The organism is Pectobacterium aroidearum (assembly GCF_015689195.1).
GTDB lineage: Bacteria > Pseudomonadota > Gammaproteobacteria > Enterobacterales > Enterobacteriaceae > Pectobacterium > Pectobacterium aroidearum.
Map to the genome: position 1 here is coordinate 1014672 of NZ_CP065044.1, position 17710 is coordinate 1032381.

The 17710-nt window shown below is 52.6% G+C and carries 17 protein-coding genes; 2 read left to right on the plus strand and 15 right to left on the minus strand.

The window, feature by feature from the left end:
- Window positions 1-5 precede the first annotated feature (5 nt).
- Genes I2D83_RS04540 through I2D83_RS04550 form a run of 3 tightly spaced genes read right to left on the minus strand, consistent with a single transcriptional unit; the run spans window position 6 to window position 3151 of the window.
- Window positions 6-323, minus strand: a complete 318-nt coding sequence (locus tag I2D83_RS04540) for a PTS sugar transporter subunit IIB (protein ID WP_015841606.1) — start codon at window positions 321-323, stop codon at window positions 6-8.
- Between the two features lie 29 nt (window positions 324-352).
- Complete coding sequence (locus tag I2D83_RS04545; RefSeq protein ID WP_205947625.1) at window positions 353-1789, minus strand: glycoside hydrolase family 1 protein; 1437 nt, start codon at window positions 1787-1789, stop codon at window positions 353-355.
- A gap of 24 nt (window positions 1790-1813) precedes the next feature.
- The gene (locus tag I2D83_RS04550; protein WP_205947626.1) at window positions 1814-3151 is read right to left on the minus strand and encodes a PTS sugar transporter subunit IIC; all 1338 of its coding nucleotides are present in this window, start codon (window positions 3149-3151) and stop codon (window positions 1814-1816) included.
- 254 nt (window positions 3152-3405) lie between these two features.
- Between I2D83_RS04550 and I2D83_RS04555 the strand changes: the two genes are divergently transcribed.
- On the plus strand, window positions 3406-3750 hold the full coding sequence (locus I2D83_RS04555) for a PTS lactose/cellobiose transporter subunit IIA (RefSeq protein WP_015841609.1): 345 nt from the start codon (window positions 3406-3408) through the stop codon (window positions 3748-3750).
- Between the two features lie 133 nt (window positions 3751-3883).
- A complete protein-coding gene (locus tag I2D83_RS04560; RefSeq protein ID WP_194431012.1) occupies window positions 3884-4897 on the plus strand; it encodes a LacI family DNA-binding transcriptional regulator in 1014 nt (337 codons plus the stop codon).
- 113 nt (window positions 4898-5010) lie between these two features.
- Here the strand turns inward: I2D83_RS04560 and I2D83_RS04565 are convergent, their stop codons facing one another.
- From I2D83_RS04565 to I2D83_RS04620, 12 genes are read right to left on the minus strand one after another with little or no spacing between them, the layout of a single operon-like run.
- A complete protein-coding gene (locus I2D83_RS04565) occupies window positions 5011-6186 on the minus strand; it encodes an MFS transporter (RefSeq protein WP_180778621.1) in 1176 nt (391 codons plus the stop codon).
- 29 nt (window positions 6187-6215) lie between these two features.
- The gene (locus I2D83_RS04570; RefSeq protein WP_180778620.1) at window positions 6216-6821 is read right to left on the minus strand and encodes an NUDIX domain-containing protein; all 606 of its coding nucleotides are present in this window, start codon (window positions 6819-6821) and stop codon (window positions 6216-6218) included.
- Window positions 6818-7723: a substrate-binding domain-containing protein gene (locus tag I2D83_RS04575; protein WP_181845915.1), complete on the minus strand. Its 906-nt coding sequence runs from the start codon at window positions 7721-7723 to the stop codon at window positions 6818-6820. The genes I2D83_RS04570 and I2D83_RS04575 overlap by 4 nt, the downstream gene beginning before the upstream one ends.
- A gap of 15 nt (window positions 7724-7738) precedes the next feature.
- The gene (locus tag I2D83_RS04580) at window positions 7739-8404 is read right to left on the minus strand and encodes an HAD family hydrolase (RefSeq protein WP_205947627.1); all 666 of its coding nucleotides are present in this window, start codon (window positions 8402-8404) and stop codon (window positions 7739-7741) included.
- A gap of 28 nt (window positions 8405-8432) precedes the next feature.
- Window positions 8433-9338 carry an S-methyl-5'-thioadenosine phosphorylase gene (gene mtnP / locus I2D83_RS04585; protein WP_205947628.1) on the minus strand — a complete coding sequence of 302 codons (906 nt, stop codon included), beginning with the start codon at window positions 9336-9338 and terminating at the stop codon, window positions 8433-8435.
- Window positions 9331-10464 carry a fatty acid desaturase family protein gene (locus I2D83_RS04590; protein WP_205947629.1) on the minus strand — a complete coding sequence of 378 codons (1134 nt, stop codon included), beginning with the start codon at window positions 10462-10464 and terminating at the stop codon, window positions 9331-9333. Before I2D83_RS04590 ends, mtnP begins: the two co-directional genes overlap by 8 nt.
- Before the next feature lie 28 nt (window positions 10465-10492).
- Window positions 10493-11146 (minus strand): HAD family hydrolase, encoded by a 654-nt coding sequence (locus I2D83_RS04595; protein ID WP_015841617.1) that lies wholly within the window; start codon window positions 11144-11146, stop codon window positions 10493-10495.
- Between the two features lie 11 nt (window positions 11147-11157).
- Window positions 11158-12498 (minus strand): NAD(P)/FAD-dependent oxidoreductase, encoded by a 1341-nt coding sequence (locus tag I2D83_RS04600; RefSeq protein WP_182100612.1) that lies wholly within the window; start codon window positions 12496-12498, stop codon window positions 11158-11160.
- Complete coding sequence (locus I2D83_RS04605) at window positions 12495-14441, minus strand: DegT/DnrJ/EryC1/StrS family aminotransferase (protein WP_205947630.1); 1947 nt, start codon at window positions 14439-14441, stop codon at window positions 12495-12497. The genes I2D83_RS04600 and I2D83_RS04605 overlap by 4 nt, the downstream gene beginning before the upstream one ends.
- Before the next feature lie 10 nt (window positions 14442-14451).
- Complete coding sequence (locus I2D83_RS04610) at window positions 14452-15576, minus strand: DegT/DnrJ/EryC1/StrS family aminotransferase (RefSeq protein ID WP_182100610.1); 1125 nt, start codon at window positions 15574-15576, stop codon at window positions 14452-14454.
- Between the two features lie 28 nt (window positions 15577-15604).
- A complete protein-coding gene (locus I2D83_RS04615) occupies window positions 15605-16597 on the minus strand; it encodes a Gfo/Idh/MocA family oxidoreductase (protein ID WP_180778613.1) in 993 nt (330 codons plus the stop codon).
- A complete protein-coding gene (locus I2D83_RS04620; RefSeq protein WP_015841622.1) occupies window positions 16594-17154 on the minus strand; it encodes an NUDIX hydrolase in 561 nt (186 codons plus the stop codon). The genes I2D83_RS04615 and I2D83_RS04620 overlap by 4 nt, the downstream gene beginning before the upstream one ends.
- Window positions 17155-17710: the final 556 nt, after the last annotated feature.

The window sequence follows — 17710 nt, forward strand, 5'->3', positions numbered from 1 at the left end:
GGGCATTAGTCTACCAAACTCAGCGCCTGATCCAGTACTTTTGCGCCATTTAATGTGCCGTAGGCGACAGGGTCGATCACCGCGATAGGAATCTGGTAGCTGTCCGTCAGCTTTTTATTTTCGTTAAGCTTGAAGCGCACCTGCGGCCCCAGCAAAACGGCAATAATATCGCTGCTGAACTCCTGCAATTCATCCCGCAGATTTTGTTCGGGGATCGCGTAGATTTTCAGTTCCATCCCCCGATTTTCCGCTTCTTTCTCCATCTTGGTGACCACCAGTGAGGTCGACATGCCTGCCGAGCAAGCCAGTACGATTCTTTTCATATTCCGTTCCTCATTTTGGTTATCTGCACCTATTTCTCTTCATCATCCAGCGTCAATTCAAGCCGACGCGTGTCGTGTAGCTGGCGAAACCATGCAGCGGATTTTTTCGGCCGCCGCTGCCGATCCTGCTCCAGATCGATTTCGATCAATCCGTAGCGGTTTTTAAACGCGTTCATCGGCGAGACGTTGTCGGTAAACGCCCACAGAATGTAGCCGCGGCAGTTTGCCCCCTCTTCCTTCGCCTTCAGCGTCCAGTAAAGGTGTTCGGCAATAAAGGCGATGCGGTAATCGTCCTGAATCACCCCCTTGTCGTCTTTAAAGCGCGCTTCGTTCTCAATACCGATGCCGTTTTCCGCCACAAACCACGGCGCGTTGCCGTAGTCATGCTCCATGCGTTTCGCCATGTCGTAAATGATTTTTGGATTGATCTCCCAGCCGCGCGAGGTGTTCATACGACGCCCCGGCAGCTCAAAATGCTCGTAGTAATAGGCCGGATGGAACGGCGTCTCCTTGTTCCACTCACGGCTGGGTGCTTTGACCCGATGCGGGTAATACAGGTTGATTCCTACTTCATCGACCGTGTTATCCCGAATGATCGCCAGCTCTTCCTCCGTGTAATCCCACTGCACCTGATGCTGTGCCAGCAGCGCCACCAGCTCCGCCGGATATTCGCCTTTTAATGCCGGATCGAGAAAAACCCGGTTATAGAACAGATCGTAAAGGTGCGCGGCTTTCACATCATGCACAGCACGGGATCGTGGATACGTCACTTCGGGGTTGAGGATCACGCCGATCGAGCCGCCATCCCGGTGATAGCCTTTCTGCCGAAAACGCTGCACCACTTTCGCCGTCGCCAGATTCTTATGGTGATTCCACTGCATCCAGGTGTGCGTGTTCTGCTCATAAGGGTAGCGTAGCGCGTCCAGATAAACGCGCGTCTGTACCACAATCGGCTCATTGAAGGTAAACCAGCGCTTCACTTTTCCGGCATAACGGGAAAAAACCGCCTCGGCGTATAGCACAAACCATTCCACCACCTGCTTGGATGACCAGCCCTGATACTTCTCCAGCAGACAGGCGGGCAGTTCATAATGTTCAAGGCAGATCATCGGTTCGATCCCCTGCCGGTGCATCTCATCCAGCAGGTTATCGATATAGGCCGCGTATTCTTCATCCACCACGCCTTTCTCATAGTCCAGCATAAAGCGCGACCAGTTGATCGACGTACGGTAGTGCGTCAGCCCAGCCTGCTTCATCAGCGCCACGTCTTCCCGATAGCGATTAAAGAAATCCGTCGCTTTTGCCGGACCGTAGCCGTTGTGCCAAACCTGACGATCCTGCTTGTACCAGAGATCCAGATAGGAATCCTGCCCCGCCTTCTTGCCGCTCCACCCTTCCGTTTGCCATGCTGACGCCGCCGCGCCCAGAATGAAATCAGGTGGAATAGTCAGTGCAACCTTACTCATGCATTACCTCTCTTCTCGTCCCTTTCAGGCTTTTTCCGCTGCGGTCTGTTTTTCCGCTTCCAACTGCACCAGCTCGGCACGACGGGACGCGACTTTGACAAACGGCAGATAGATCAGCGTTGCCACCATGATGCACACGATCTGTGTGGCGACCGCGCCCATTGAACCTGCGGTCGACAGCCAGGCGTTAATGATCGGCGGCGTTGTCCACGGCACCATCACCACTGCTTTACCCGCAAACCCCATACTGGTGGCGAAATAACCAATCGTGCCCGTCACTAACGGTGTGATAATGAAGGGAATAGCCAGAATCGGGTTGAGCATAATCGGCATACCAAAAATCACCGGCTCATTAATATTGAACACGCTGGGGCCGAAAGAAATTTTGGCGATCTCTTTCATCTCTTTGCGTTTAGACGCAATCATCACCGCCAGCAGCAGGCCAATGGTCAGGCCGGAACCACCGATGCTCATGTACACATCCCAGAACGGCATGGTGATAATGTTCGGTATCTCATGCCCCTGCTCGAACGCGGTCATGTTGACGGCAATCGCCCCCAGCAGCAGCGGTTCACGAATCGGCTTAATCATCTGGTTGCCGTGAATCCCGATCACCCAGAACAACTGAGCGACGAACATCAGCACCAGTAAACCGGGCAAGCTCTGCACCACGGATTCCAGCGGCTGCTGTACAACTTTATAAACGGCGTCATACAGATACATGCCCGTCACGCGGTGAAACACAAACCCGAAGGTGGCGATAGCGACAACCGTGATGATGGAAGGAAACAGCGCGGAAAAAGAGGCCGCGACGTTGGGCGGCACGCTGTCCGGCATTTTAATCTGCAGCCGATCGACATTTTGCAGCTTGGTATACATCTCGACAGACAGGATGGCGATAAACATCCCTAGAAACAGGCTCTTCGTATCGGAGAACTGTTTCGCCAGCACGTCTTTCACCACCATCATCTGCCCGTTGACGGCCATTTCGATCGTGGTTGGCGTCACGGCAATAAAACAGATCACCGCCAGCAGGCCGGGAAACAGCCCGCGTGAACCGTTAATCTTCCCAAGTTCGATACCAATCAGGAAGACGGCACCGATAGTCAGAAAGCTGAGCGTGGCATAGTTAATGCCGCTCATAATCGGTTTAAGTTCAGCCAGAAAAGAAAACATGGAAAAACTGGCCAGACCATTTTTCGGATCCATCACCATGTTGGAAATCAGAACGGAGAACGCCCCGACGATAATGACGGGCATCAGCGTAATAAAGGATGCCTTAATCGCCATAATGTAACGCAGACTGTTAAATTTATTGGCAAAGGAGCCCAATGAATCAATCAGTTGGTCCTTAAATGACATAACACCACCTCTTTCATCATCATATTGTTATATCGCGTGTAACACGCGGGATGGCCGTTACGCGCAGGGTAAATGCAGGTACCGCGCTTTCGCGTTTGGCATACCAAAAATCAACCATAATGAATTATTTTTCTGTGACACGATTCTCACAAGACGATATTGGAATTCCAATATGATGAAAATGTGATTTTTGGCATGCCATAAATGATCAGTGGACGTAGAATCGATCCCTGACAGCGAGAAGGAAATTGACGATGAAAGACACAGAGAACCTCCCTGCATTCGATATGGAACAAACCGTGATGGAGCTGCTGATCAACGCGGGCGAAGCCCGTTCAAACGCCATGATGGCGATTCAGGCCGCGCGCCAACGGGAATGGCAACAGGCTGACGACCTGCTCGCCGCGTCGCTCGAAGCGGCTCGTGAGGCTCACCGTGTTCAAACACGGCTGATCGGCCTGGACGAAGGGGAAGGAAAGGTGCCCGTCAATCTGATCATGGTGCATGCGCAGGATCATCTGATGACCGCGATGCTATGCCGGGATCTAGCGGAAGAGATTGTCCTACTACGGCGAGAAATGGCTACATCACAAAACTGACAAAAATCTGATTGAGAAACGAGCACCGGACGTTAAATCCAACAATATGCCTGTGGTAACATGACATATGGTGTTCGTAACAGGGATGGATAGGCGCTGTCAGCCCGTCATCATACTCAATTAAGGTGCAGCCATGAAAACCATGCTGGAAGTGGCGAAACGTGCAGGGGTGTCTAAAGCGACCGTTTCCCGCGTGCTAAACGGCACCGGTCAGGTCAAGCAGGCAACACGGGATGCGGTATTTCAGGCAATGGATGAGCTGGGCTATCGCCCTAACTTCCTGGCTCGCTCTCTGGCTCGCCGCACGTCAAACAGCATTGGCCTCGTTATCTCTAATTTTGACGGGCCTTACTTTGGCCGTCTGCTACGCCGCGCGACGGATATCGCGGAAAGCAACGGTAAACACCTCATCGTGACCGACGGGCACGACACGCCGGAAGATGAGCATCGCGCGGTACAACTGCTGTCTGACAGACAGTGTGATGCCATTATTCTTTATACCCGCTATATGTCCGAAGCGGATCTCATGACGCTGCTGAATACGTTGACCGTTCCGATGATCGTGATGAATCGCGATCTGCCGCAGGCGAGAGAGCGCTGCATTTTCTTCCGTCAGCAGCAGGCCGCATTTGAGGTGGTGAATTACCTGATCGAACAAGGTCACCGCGAGATCGCCTGCATCACCGCACCGATGCAAACGCCGACGGCACGGGCGCGGCTCGCGGGCTATCAGCAAGCCTTAGTCGACCACCACATCGAGGTTGACCCGCGTCGGGTGGCACACGGAACCAGCATGGTCGCCAGCGGCTATCAGGCTGCCAAGCAATTGCTGAATAACGGCATCAGCTTTAGCGCACTGTTTGTCAGCAACGATCACATGGCGATTGGCGCGATGAAGGCGCTGTACGAAGCGGGGAAAAAATTGCCGCAGGATGTCTCCGTCTTCGGCTTTGACGATGAGCCCTGCGCCACCTACCTGCACCCTTCACTTTCCACCGTCTATATGCCGATTGAAGAAATGGCGGCCACGGCGATTACGCAGGTGCTGGATCTGATTGCGGGCAAAGACGTCAAACCGCTACAGCCCTTCACCGGTGAACTTAAGCTGCGTGAATCGGTACAAAAAGGGCCGTACTATTCCAGCTAATTCTCGTACTATTCCCGCTAATTCTCACAATATTCACTGATATCGACCTGCTCACAGAGCAGGTCTGACAGCCTTGAAACCAGAGACGCCACAGGCATACGCCCAGTGGTTCATTAAGACAGTTTGCGTGACAGCAGATAGGCCACCAGCATCACGGGCGGAATCACGGTCAATAGCCCGATCGCGCCAACCAACCCGATACCTTCGCCTACCTTGCCAAGTAACAGGGGCGCCAGTAAGAGCGCCAGTCCTACCGACTGGGTTGCCCCCGCCGCGATTTTTGACAGAAACTGCGCTGGTTGCTGCGTCGCAACCGATAATATCAGCGGGAAAAAATTCCCCAGACAGGCCCCTAAAATCGCCAGACTCACTAACGCAACGGTAACATGGGGAACCAGCCACAGAATAACCAAACCGATACCGCCCACGATCATTGCCCCGATCAGGAGCGTGTTGATTTCATAACGCAGCAGCAAACGGCTCACCACAATCCGCCCGACAATCGTGCCGCCGAAGTACGCAGACATCATCCCCACGCTGGTCGCAACCGTTACGGATAACTGCTCTTCCAGGAACTGCGCGCCCCAAAAACCGATGCCCCACTCTGCTGAAATGCCGAGGAAAATCATGCCGAACATCAGGAACGCCACCAGCGGCAAGCGAGGGGAGCTATCCGCAGGGTGGCTGGATGAAGTAGCGATATTGACAGGCACCCGCGACAGATTCCCGGGTGCGATAAAGAGAAGAGGCAGCAGCGCGATGATGGGCACAAACATCGCCATCCGCCATCCCCACCCTAACTCCACCGCGAGGCTGACAAAGACCGGCCCGGCAAAGACCCCAATGGCGGCAAAAATGCATCCCTCCGTGATGGCAACCCCGCTGTTTTCACCATGATGGCGTGCCAGCGATTCCTGAATGGCTATTTGCATCGCGCCCCCCGCCAACCCCAACACCAGCGACATGCTCAGCGTTGCCGATGAAGGCATCGGGAGGGAAAAAATGGCAACCGCAATCGTCACCGCAAACGAGCTGGTGAGCAGAATACGTTTTGGCGAGACCCTTTTGGAACAGTAGGTAACGATAAAGCCTGTCGCAAACATACCAATGGCGTAGAGGCTAAAGTGCCAGCCAATCACGATTCGGGACAGCTGTAATTCATCACGCAGGAAAGGGGTGATAGAGCCCGGTACGGCCTGATGAAAGCCGCACACCACCGACAACATATATAAATAGAACGTGTAATAGTCGCGTTTGAATTGGGGTTTAACCAGGCTCTGTTCCGTCATCTCTTCATTTCCTTTATGGGGCTCGGGAATTACGGCTTACAAATATTTTTAATAACCAGGTGCTGAAGCAAAATAATGGTTTTGGCATCAATAATCTGGCCGTCATCAATCATTTGCAGCGCATCTTTAATCGGAATTTCCATGACCTTGATATCTTCGCCTTCTTCGGCAATACCGCCGCCTTCATTAATTCGCATCTCATGCGTAAAAGGCGCAATAAAGAAGTGTAGACGCTCGGTCACAGAGCCGGGACTCATGAATATTTCGCCAATTTTGGTGACGTCATTGAGTTTATATCCGGTTTCCTCCTCCGCCTCTTTTCTGATGGCCTGAATCGGGTCACGTTCATCCAACAGGCCTGCGCACGCTTCAATAAGCTCATAATGGTGGCCAATCAAAAAGGCTGGCAGACGAAACTGGCTGGTGAGAATGACCGTACGCGCATCCGCGTTGTAGAGCGCAATGGTCGCGCCGTGACCACGGTCATAGGCTTCACGAACCAACCGCTGTTCCGTTCCGTTTGAACGCGTGTATGTGATGTCGTATTTGGTTAGCTTTCCCCAGTCATTGGCTAATACCCAGCTGTCATTGACGACCGCCGTCGTGGCAGAGGGTGCATAAGTCGTGTTTTTCATAGGTGATTACCGTTTGCAATGAATTCAAGCTGGGACAACCAGCGGGTTCGGTTTTTTACCGCGTTTTCAGCATCAATAACAAATAGCCGGCTATCCGGTTTTCCGAGAATAATTTTGTTGTAGCTGGCATAAATCCCTTCCGCTTCTTCTGACCTGAGCCATTCCAGTGCCTGAGTGACCAGCGAAGGGTGACGGGTCGTGGTAAAGCCAGCAAAAACCTCGGATTCAATGCCGATCGCATCCTGCGGCTCAACGATGTGCAGAGAGGGACGTTCCCGCTGCCGATTTGAGGCCGCTATTTTTACCGTTACGCCAGCCGCGATCTGTCCTTCTCCGGTCAGCCGGGCGGGTTCCCACGCGGAAGGCGGCCTGATGTGTGCATTGCGATAAATATCAGCGAGGATCGCCCAGCCCTCGGTTTCGCCATAGAATTGCAGAATCGTCGCCAGAGCCAGAAACCCTGCGCCCGATACAGCCGGATCGGGAAACGCAATCCGCCCCTGAAGGGCTGACTGGGTAAGATCGACCCATGATGCGATGTCCACGCCCGTTTCGGAGAGGACAGCAGGATCGACAACGATCGCGGTTGAAAACCCGGTGATGCGCAGGTATCCATCGGCGTCAGCGCCCGGAGCAAATAGCACACCGCTTAAATCAAGGGTGCGCGAGGCGGTATCCGCCCACCCCAGAATCATATCCACCTGAGGAGCGTGCTGTTCTTGAGCCAGTCTTGCCGTCAGCGCTGCCGTCGGCATTCTTTCAATGTGGATCGCCACATCAGGCATGTGATGCGCGAGCGCTTGCAGATAATCGGCAAGTTCATAGGGTTCAAAAGAGCTATAGGCTCTGAGCGTGGCCTTTGAGCCGTCCCCCGTGGGGGCATGAATGATAGTGGAGGCCATGTCGGTTCCTTTTCCTCAGGCGCTAAGCTTGCTGAGCATGACCGTCAGCTTGTCATCTTTGAAATCGGGGATCGCCGCGGACGCGCCGTACTTCAGCAATGCCGCTTCATCCAGCGCTCCCGTCATACCGAAAGTAAAGACTCCCGCCGCCGCCGCCGACTGAATACCGGGGCCGGAATCCTCAAACGCTAATGAATTTTCACGCCCGACGCCCAGCAGTCGCATCGCTTCCGCGTAGGGATAAGGATCGGGCTTGCTACGCGGTAGTTCCGCGCCAATGAGCAAATGATCAACGGACTCCAGCAAATGTAGCCCTTTCAACATCATGATGGCGCTTTCACGCGGCGCGTTAGTCACCACGGCGATCCCGATGTTTCTGGCCTGCGCCCACTCAAAGAGCTCAGTGACTCCCGGCCGGCCTTCCAGCGGCCCCGTAAGCTGCTTCCTGAACAGGGCTTCTTTACGTTCTCCCAGTTCATGGCGGTGCTCAGGCGATAAATTGGGGAACAGATCGCGCGTGATTTGATCCATCGGCGCGCCCATGATTTTTTCGTTGTAATAGTCGATCGTGACGGACTGGTCAAAGTCGGCCAGAAGTTCATTAAACGCGGCCAGATGCAGCCGGTCGGTGTCGAGCAGTGTTCCATCCAGGTCAAACAACAATCCTGCGGTAGTTTTCATTCCAATCTCTCCCAGCTAAGCAACAATTTCAGGACGGCATATCGTCCTGGATGACACGGTCAAGTAACGGTGAAAAACGGCGAATAACATCGGATGTGATCAGGCTGAAATCCGTCATGATGGCGCCATCTAACGCGTGTTGGCAGCGATCGCGGCATAGCGCCTCACGCTGTGCGAGTTTTGGCACAATGACGGATAACAGAGACTCGGCTTTCTTAATATTGTCGGCCATCTGCTCACTGACCATGGCGGCATTCACCGCCTCATGGGAGGTATGCCAGCAGTCATAATCGGTCACCATCGCGACCATGTTGTAGCAAAGCTCGGCTTCGCGGCAGAGCTTCGGCTCTGGCATGGCGGTCATACCAATGACCGTGCCCCCCATTTGGCGATGGAATGCGGATTCCGCTTTGGTTGAAAAGTGCGGCCCTTCCATCACGACATACAGTCCCTTTGCCAAATGGGGAATGGATAACTCACCCAATGCGTCAACCAGCAGCGAATGGTTATCCGTGCAAACCGGCTTTCCAAAAGGAACATGCGCCACAACCCCTGAACCGAAAAAGGTATTCACGCGGCGGTATGTCCGATCGATATATTGATCGATCGCGACAAACGTTCCAGGAGGTGCCTCTTCGACCAGACTGCCGACGGCGCTGAATGAAATGACCTGTGAAACCCCCAGCGCCTTGAGTGCAGCAATGTTGGCTCTGACGTTAATTTCCGAGGGCAGCAGCCTGTGGCCGATACCATGCCGGTTGACGATCGCCACCGGCACCCCGGCTATCTCGCCGAGCGTGATGATGCCGGAAGGGTCGCCGAAAGAAGTCGTGACGTTGATGCGTTCGGACGCCTCGATGATCGACAGGGAATCCATGCCGCTGCCGCAGATAATCCCAATACGGGGTGGCGTAGTCGTTCGTTGATCAGTCATTAATCGTTCCTCTTTCCCTGTTTACTGGCGATTGAACAGCCGTGTTGACGAGCCGATGGTATAGCTCAGAGAGCGCTGCAGGTTGCCCGCCTGAACCAAAGATCATTCCCTTCGCGATGTATTGCGTGTATCGCGGTTCATTGACTTTCAGCGCCCAGTCCACGGCGGGCATGTATTGATAGCGAACGGTGGGATAAATGTGGTGTGCCAGATGATAGGCGTCGGACATCGGAAATATCAGATATCGCTGAATCGCACCGAACACGCCGGAAAAATCCGTGGCGCGGCCATGTTCGTAATCATGAGCAAGCCGATAGCGGGTTGGAGTATAGGGGGTATGCCAGCGGTGCTTGGAGAGCAGCGACCACCATGAAAACAGCGGATAAATGGAGAAAATGGGAATTACCCACCCGACAATCAACGCCGCAATGCCGCCCACCCACAAATAAAGCGCCACGACGCTTATCGTCACGACGGCGCGCAGCAGCGCAGTCTGCTTCGAGGTGTTTTCGCGGAACACATCGCGGAAGTTGCCCTTGATGTTATTCGCCAGACCTTTAAGGCTGACCGGATAGAACAAGGCTTTGATGAACTGACCACGGCTGATACCGGGCACCATGCCTGCGGCAACCACCCGCCGCAGATTCGGATCTTTACCTGGGACGTCCGCGTTAGGGTGATGTTCAATGACGTGCGTAATAAAGCGCGAATCCATATCCCTTTTCAGCGTCGGGAACTGGAAAAACGTGTTGGACAGGAACCACTGTAGCCTCTTCGAAGGGCACAGTGCCAAGTGCAAGGCATTGTGACCCAGCTCCTGTAGCGCTCTCATCCGCCCCGAGGTCACCACCGCCAGTAGCACACCGGACAGCACGTTATAGTCCGTCCAGCGGAAGAACAGCACGGCGGCAAAAATCTCTAGCCAGCAATAGATAAACGGCAGCGGCGCGAATAGCGTATCGAATCGCTTGTAATAGCTGATCTCATCTCTGTTACCGGGGCTAAGTTTGAATTTCGGCAGGATCCGCTCACCGTCGCGGTAATACAGCTTGATCGCCAGCCGGAAAAACAGGCTTAACGCGATCAGTACCACCATCACATCGAAAACACGATCTTGGTTTAACATGTGAAACCTCTCCATGGTATTGGCGAAATTAGCGGAAATAGGCGCGGTATACCGATGACAGATCCCCGAAAACAAACGGGTGAATCGCGCTCAGCCGCTCGTGCGTCTGATGGCCGTGAGAAACGGAGGCCATCTGCCAGCCGCAGGCATGTGCGACATCGATATCATGGTCGGTATCACCGATCATCAGAGCAGCCGTTCCCGGGTTTCCCAGTACCGAGTCTAGCTCTTCAGCAATACCCTGCTTGCCTTTAGCCTGGGTATTCGTGAGGCCAAACACATGATCGACCAGGTGATCGATACCAGCGCTGGCAAGGTTATTCTGCAACGTCTCGTGCTGGCTGGCAGACAGCACGGAGATGCTCACGCCGGTACGTCGCAACATACTGATGATATCCACCGCCCCCTGATGGAGCGGACATTGGTTGATCTCACTGTTGAAAATACTCAGATACGTGTGGATCAAATCGTCGAATCGTCCGCTCTCGCAGTCGATCCCGACCGCCTGATAGAACGATTGGATTGGGAACCCGAAATGCTCGCGATACCGTTTTGCATCGAGAGGTGGCAGCGTTTGTAATTCCCTCACCGCATTTAGCCCCTTCACCGCCAGCGCCAGGTCATCGACCAACGTGCCATTCCAGTCGAAAATAACGTGTTTAATCGCAGTGCTATCTTTCATCGTGATGTTCCTTATCGTATGGCTCGGGCAATGACGCTGGATAATGAGGCGCTGACTATGGGGAAGCGATAAAGCGTGCGCTGCACTTCTAGCAGGTTAGCGATCTTGAGGGTGGCGATCGCTACGTCCCGATTGTGGAACGACGCGGCGTGAACCAGACTGATATACCGCTCTTTCAGCGTATTTTTTAGATCGGCTTTTGTTGCCTGCTGGCTCAGGCTTTCGTCGCTTTTTTTAGCCTGTTGCCAGGAGATTTCCGTCGCCATCACTTGCGCATTCAGCACCTGCCGGGCTGGGATCGTGCGCCGGAGGTACTCAGGCAGGGCGCGATCCAGCGCGTCGGCTTGCAGGGCTGACACACTCATCCCCTGACTGTAGATAGGGTTGATGCTGCATAGCGCGTCTCCCACAACCAAAAAGCCATCAGGCCATGACGGCATCAGGTCATAGCGACGTCTCAGGCTGCACGGCATCTTGAACTGGTGAAACTCACTCAGCGGCTCCAGCTTGCTGACCTCATCATGGATATCAGGCACCGGCAGCTCGGCAAGGAACCGCATAAAGTCATGTTCATTGGGCTTGGGTGAGGCGCCAAACCAGCCTCCGGCAGTGACGATATACTTGTCGCCCTCAATGGGGCTGATAACACCCATACTGCGTGTTGTTGGCAAATTTGGGGTGACCAGCAGCACTTTCCAGCCGGTCTGACGCTTTGGATCTTTCTTATAGACGCGCGACACATAGCCGAGCTGATTCTCGACCTCTTCGCGCTGCACCTCACCGTAGCCTAACTGCTTCAGCCACGCCGAAGCTTTTGAGTTTCTGCCAGAGGCATCCACCACCAGATCGGCTTCCAGCGCTTCCTCCACTTGCCCAACGCTCGCGACAAGCCCCCGAACGGTTCCGTCATCATGAATCAGGTGTTTAACCCGACAACCGTCCTTAATCGCGATATTCGGTACACGTTTGGCCGATTGCCTCAGGACATGCTCAAGCAACGTTCTTGAGCAGTAGTGCGCGGTAATACCGGTTGGCCAGCGCTGTTTCCAGCCAATGCCGGCATAGCACTTCACGCCATGAGACAGATCGATCTCCTCAGCACCGGAGTGCAGCAGCTCGTTCTTAAAACCGGGATAGAAATTCTCGATAATCTGGACGCCACGGTTTAATAGCAGATGCACATGATGTTCCTGCGGTACCGTCCGACGTGTGCAAGGTTCATCACTAAACGTATCCAGATCGAGCAGCACAACCTCTTTGAAGTGTCTGGCGAGCGAACGAGCAGCCAGACAGCCAGCGATGCTGGCGCCAATGACAATAGCCTTATCGGTACCACGTCTTAATGTCGTCATGACAGAACTTCCTCCGAATGCTCAGGTTGAAAGCGATTGAGTACCGATGCGATCACCGCGATGTCAGCCTGTCGGATATCCGGGTGAACAGGTAAGGTGGTGATGGTCGCCAGCATCCGCTCCGCATTCGGGCACGGCGTGGCTTTGTCACGTAAAACGGGATACTGGTACAGCGCCTTACAGTTATACAGCGCGATATCCGAAGGGATACCGGCACGGGACTGATGTTCAAGTAAAGCGTCATTGTCGCCCGTGAGCGACCGCACAAGCAGTTTGGTGCCAGCGGGCTCGCCGCCAGAGATAACCGGTAACGGTTCAAGGTGCGGGTTGGTCAGCAATTTGCCGAGCGTCTGCATAGTAGACAGACGATGCTGCACATCCTGTTCCAGTCGATGGAGTCGCGCCAGCCCCAGCGCGGCTTGTAAACCGCTCAGGGAGAAATTCAAGACAGGATTACGAGAGGCGGTGAAATCACAGTGCGTGAACTGCTTTGCCTTCAGCGCCAGCTCGTCGTTATCCGTCAGCACCGCCCCGCCCTCGCCGGTGACCAGCGTTTTGCTGTGGTGTGTGGAAAACGTCGCCATATCGGCATATTTCCAGAGGAATTCGCCATCCAGCTTGGCCTTATGCGCCAGTGCGATATCAAGCAGGTAATACAACCCTTTCGCACGTGCAAACGCAGCCACCCGCTTCGCATCAACCGGATATCCCCACATCGGGATATCGATAATCGCTCTGGTTTTGCCGTCGATCATGCGTTCTGCCATAGCCAGATCGATGGTGAAATCATCCGGGCTGATATCGCAAAATACCGGTTCGACTCGCATAAACGTGAGGGCGTATACCGTGCACAGCGGACATGTCGGCGTTAACAGCACCTTGTCCCCCGGTTTGAGGCCAAAGGCAGACAGCGCGACAACGAGCGAGCCATATCCCGATGATGTGGCAATAGCATGTCCGGCATTGAAATGCGTTTTTAGCTGCTGTTCGTATTGGCGAACGGTATCGGATCGTCCTCCGATACCGCTGTTCAACGCGGCCAGCACAAACGCCTCTTCGCGGGTGCCAACAGGGTAAAAACTGTCTTTAATGACGGGGGCGCTGCCGACAACGTCAGCGTCCACAGCGGGTGACGACGATTCACTGGCGGGGTGTTGGCTATCCGCATCCATTCGGGAATCTGCCGCGCTATACGCCACATTTTTTGCCATCAGCGCCTGTAAGCGATACCGCCCGACAGCACACTGGATGCCGCTTATCTTGTGATTAACGCCTACATTTATCCCATCCAGGTCGGAGAATTGAGAGTAGCTTTTCGCTCGGCGGCCCCATTCTCGATGGCGAAAAAATACGGCCCCCCCTTCGCCCGTAGAAATGGCGGAAACGCCTTCCCGCAAGGACAAAAGCCCGACATCGAATCCCTCAACGATCTGCCGGTGGTCAAGCATCGTGCCAATAGAAGCAGTCAGTTCGACAATCGTGACCAATTGCTTCGCCCGGCTTAGCGCAATGACGTGAGTGATATCCTGATGGTATAGAAAAGAGGAAGAAACCAGCACGGCTCGGGTTCTGTCACTGAATCGCTGCTCGAACGAGGCCAACTGTACGCCCAGCGTGTCAGCCTCATCATCCGCGGCTACCGGAATCAACCCCGCATGCACCAAAGGCGACGTGACCCATGCCGGAATACCTGGGCCCACGATCACCTCATCGCCGGGCCGGAGATCAAGGGCGCCGAGCATGACGCTGACGCCTCCGGTATCAGACGACGTCCCTACACATGTTGCAAACCCAGCCCAGTCAGCCAGTTCAGATTCAAAGCGCGCGACCGTGGCAAGGGAGGCATCCATATCCCCCGCCGCCACCGCAATAACGGCGTCCAGTTCACGCTTTCTGGCCTGTACAGGATCGTTGAGATCGTTTGAAAAGATCGCGTCGTCCATTACCTCTTCCTTAGGCATTGAAGTTGTCGTTTACGACACTGACGATGTAATCGATATCGCTATCGTTGAGCCCTTCATGGCAGGGAACGGTGAAAATAGTTTCAATGATGTGTTCTGCATTGGGACAAGGTTCTGCGTATGGCGTAAAAGCCGGTTCGCGATAAAGCGGTTTGTATTTGTATCGGGTGGTGTCGGACATCACCCCCTGAGAAAACATGCGGTTACCTTGTTCAACGCTCGCGCCGTTGAGGTTATGGTAGACCATGGAATAGCCATTGATCTCTGCCCCCTGATAGCGGGGAAATTCCTCTATTGTCGGGATAGCCGACAGCGCCTGTCGGACTTTCTGCACGCGCTCGCGGCGATCCGCAATTTTCTGGTCGAGTTTCTTTAACTGATTGATACCCAGCGCAGCGCATAGCGGCGGCAATTTGAAGTTGGTGCCAATGTCTTCACCCAAGATGTAGCCGTTGTTCCTGCTGGATGCTTTGAGCCCGTGGTGCTGCCATCTGAGCATCCGCTCATAGACATCATCATCGTTGGTCAGGCAGAAGCCGCCCTCGCCCGTGCTCATCAGCTTACGTTCATGAGTAGAGAAACAGGAAACATCACCAAACGTCCCCAGATATTGTCCGTCAGAGGTGGTGCCAAAGGCGTGAGCACAGTCCTCAATCAGCCGAATGCCTTGCGTCTTGCAGAAATCCACCACGGCACGCATTTCAATCGGATAGCCCCACATCGGGACGACAATCAACGCCTTAATCGGCTGTTCCTGCACGAGTTTGCGCAAGTGATCGAGATCCGGTGAAAAAGACAGGGGGGCGACGTCGCAAAAAACAGGCACACACCCTGTGGTGATAATCGGCAGGATAGTCATAATCGGCGCGGTAGGCGGCAGCGCAATGCGATCGCCAGGCTGCAAACCCAGCCCTCGAATCGCCAGTTCAATCGCCACGGTGCCATTGCAGCAGGGTAACGCCTTGGTTGTGCCAAAATAGCGGGCGAGCGCGTGTTCGTATTCCGTCAAAATGGGGGATTTACCCGAAAAGCTGGTGGTATTAAACGCAGACAGTACGGCGTCGTAATCGCTTTGGTCGAAATTGATATGAAGGTTCTGATAAGTTTTTTCGGTCATAAGATAATCCCTTAACGTTAACCCGAACTTAATAATTAACCGCTAACACGCGTTTGCACTGTTCTTCGATAGCATCCATGCAGCGATAGGTTTCAATCAGCGTTGACAGAGCCGTCTTGGAATCCCTGTCGCCTGCCTGAATGGCATTAATAAAATCGAGAATCTCGCCCGTGTACCCCGCTCTCGAATACCCTGACGACAGCGGACTGACGGCCCAGGTATCGCACCAGCGTTTGCGTTCACCTTTCAGATACGTTTTGTCCATATCCGCAACGCTAATCGTACTCAGTGATGTGCTCTTAATATGAAGCCGATCGTCGGCTAATACGTCTAAATCAAAAGTGAAGTGTGGCGAGGTATTACTGGTAATGAGCGTGCCGTGAGCACCATTAACGAACTCCAGTAATACGCTAAATATAATATTTCCGTCGCTGCTATTATCCGCCACCGATAATTTCTTGACCGAGCCACAGAGATGTATCAGGAGATCGAGGCCGTGAATAGTCTGTGCATGCAGAAAGGATTTCAACACGCTGTTATAATCCCAGAGTACAGAGACTGGTTTATTCGCCATTTGCCGTAAACTGATCATCTGTATTTTATCGTTATAGATTTGCTTAATACGTTCTGTTACATCGGCGAAACGAAAATTCATACCGGAACCGGTAATCACGCCTTTTCGCTTCGCCATTTCAGCAAGGCGAATAACATCTTCCGAACGGGCCGCTACGGGTTTTTCTAATAAGACCGGAATGCCACGTTCTATCGCATCATAAGCTATCTGATAATGGGCGGAGGGATAACACGCTACGATAACGGCATCGAGTTTACATTTATCCATCATGTCACAATGATTACTGAATACCTTTGCTTCATCAAATTTAAACAGGGTCGCCGCTTCAAGACACTTTGCAGGGTCGGTATCACAAATCGCCGCAATTTCCACGCCAAATAATGCATTACACGCGGGTATAAGATTTTCACGAGCTTGTGCACCAAATCCAACGAATCCGATTTTCATAATACCTCCATTTTCTCTCTCAGTATTAAAAGCGATGGGAGCTGCGTGTAATCTTCGAGCCGGTCAATGCTTATCCACTGTAGGTTTGTCGCCTCTTGCTCATTGATAACCAGCGGTACATGCCTGTCAGCCTGTAGCAAAAAACGAATGTCATAGTGGTAATGTTCAGGCTCTTTGGGGTTGGCGGGAATGAGATGAATATCGATATCCAATATCTCATTAGAGACAACATTAACGTTGTCGATTCCTGTCTCTTCCTGTGTTTCTCGTAATACGGTATCGATAATATCGGCATTGCCATCACAGTGGCCGCCGGGCGGCAACCACATATTCAATTTCTTATGTCTTAAAAGAAGGGTGTGTTGTCTTTCTTTATCCACAATAAAAGCCGTTCCAGTAACATGACCTTCTAATGTGGATCGTTCAAAGGGGTGGGACGTCGCATCAATAAAATATTGCAGACGTTTAGCATTCACATCATCTCTATCTGTTGTGATAGGAAATCGATAGCTGATTTCAGCATTAAGTTTCAGGATTACACTTTTGCCATCTTGCACGTTTATTCCCTCAAGCGTCTTATGACATATACTCTAAATAATTCGAGTTTCAGGCAGGCGGCAAGAGAAGGTATCCCGATGAGCTTACTCAAGTAAGTGATTCGGGTGACTGAACGCGGCCAACGCACATGCAACTTGAAGTATGACGAGTATAAAATGTCTTATTTACACAGCGAGATCATTAACCCCGCATCAGTCTTTCCATATCACTGACAACGTCGTTATTACATAAAAACAGCAAGGCACATCAGATAGATTTATTATAGTTAAAACAATAATTAGACCGCTAATTTAAAACGTACTATGTTCTATAAAACCAATGACATAACAAAGACTAAACTTATCGCCTGAATTAAATAAAAAACAAATGAATAGGATGCATATTAAATATATCGACTTGTTATATGACAAATATAAGACAGGCTATACGCTCACTGTTACCCGCTTATTAATACGTGAGTAAAATATCAGAAAACAACCTATACACAATGGCGTTGCAACTTATTTTCACCATAAGAAAACATAAAAAATACTAATTTAATGATTTTCATTAACA

Coding starts and splice junctions, on each gene's coding strand:
- I2D83_RS04550 (WP_205947626.1), bottom strand. CDS start 3,151: ATGTCATTTAAGGACCAACTGATTGATTCATTGGGCTCCTTTGCCAAT.
- I2D83_RS04570 (WP_180778620.1), bottom strand. CDS start 6,821: ATGAAAAACACGACTTATGCACCCTCTGCCACGACGGCGGTCGTCAAT.
- I2D83_RS04545 (WP_205947625.1), bottom strand. CDS start 1,789: ATGAGTAAGGTTGCACTGACTATTCCACCTGATTTCATTCTGGGCGCG.
- mtnP (WP_205947628.1), bottom strand. CDS start 9,338: ATGACTGATCAACGAACGACTACGCCACCCCGTATTGGGATTATCTGC.
- I2D83_RS04575 (WP_181845915.1), bottom strand. CDS start 7,723: ATGGCCTCCACTATCATTCATGCCCCCACGGGGGACGGCTCAAAGGCC.
- I2D83_RS04590 (WP_205947629.1), bottom strand. CDS start 10,464: ATGTTAAACCAAGATCGTGTTTTCGATGTGATGGTGGTACTGATCGCG.
- I2D83_RS04615 (WP_180778613.1), bottom strand. CDS start 16,597: ATGAAAATCGGATTCGTTGGATTTGGTGCACAAGCTCGTGAAAATCTT.
- I2D83_RS04565 (WP_180778621.1), bottom strand. CDS start 6,186: ATGACGGAACAGAGCCTGGTTAAACCCCAATTCAAACGCGACTATTAC.
- I2D83_RS04580 (WP_205947627.1), bottom strand. CDS start 8,404: ATGAAAACTACCGCAGGATTGTTGTTTGACCTGGATGGAACACTGCTC.
- I2D83_RS04610 (WP_182100610.1), bottom strand. CDS start 15,576: ATGACCGAAAAAACTTATCAGAACCTTCATATCAATTTCGACCAAAGC.
- I2D83_RS04600 (WP_182100612.1), bottom strand. CDS start 12,498: ATGACGACATTAAGACGTGGTACCGATAAGGCTATTGTCATTGGCGCC.
- I2D83_RS04605 (WP_205947630.1), bottom strand. CDS start 14,441: ATGGACGACGCGATCTTTTCAAACGATCTCAACGATCCTGTACAGGCC.
- I2D83_RS04595 (WP_015841617.1), bottom strand. CDS start 11,146: ATGAAAGATAGCACTGCGATTAAACACGTTATTTTCGACTGGAATGGC.
- I2D83_RS04560 (WP_194431012.1), top strand. CDS start 3,884: ATGAAAACCATGCTGGAAGTGGCGAAACGTGCAGGGGTGTCTAAAGCG.
- I2D83_RS04555 (WP_015841609.1), top strand. CDS start 3,406: ATGAAAGACACAGAGAACCTCCCTGCATTCGATATGGAACAAACCGTG.
- I2D83_RS04540 (WP_015841606.1), bottom strand. CDS start 323: ATGAAAAGAATCGTACTGGCTTGCTCGGCAGGCATGTCGACCTCACTG.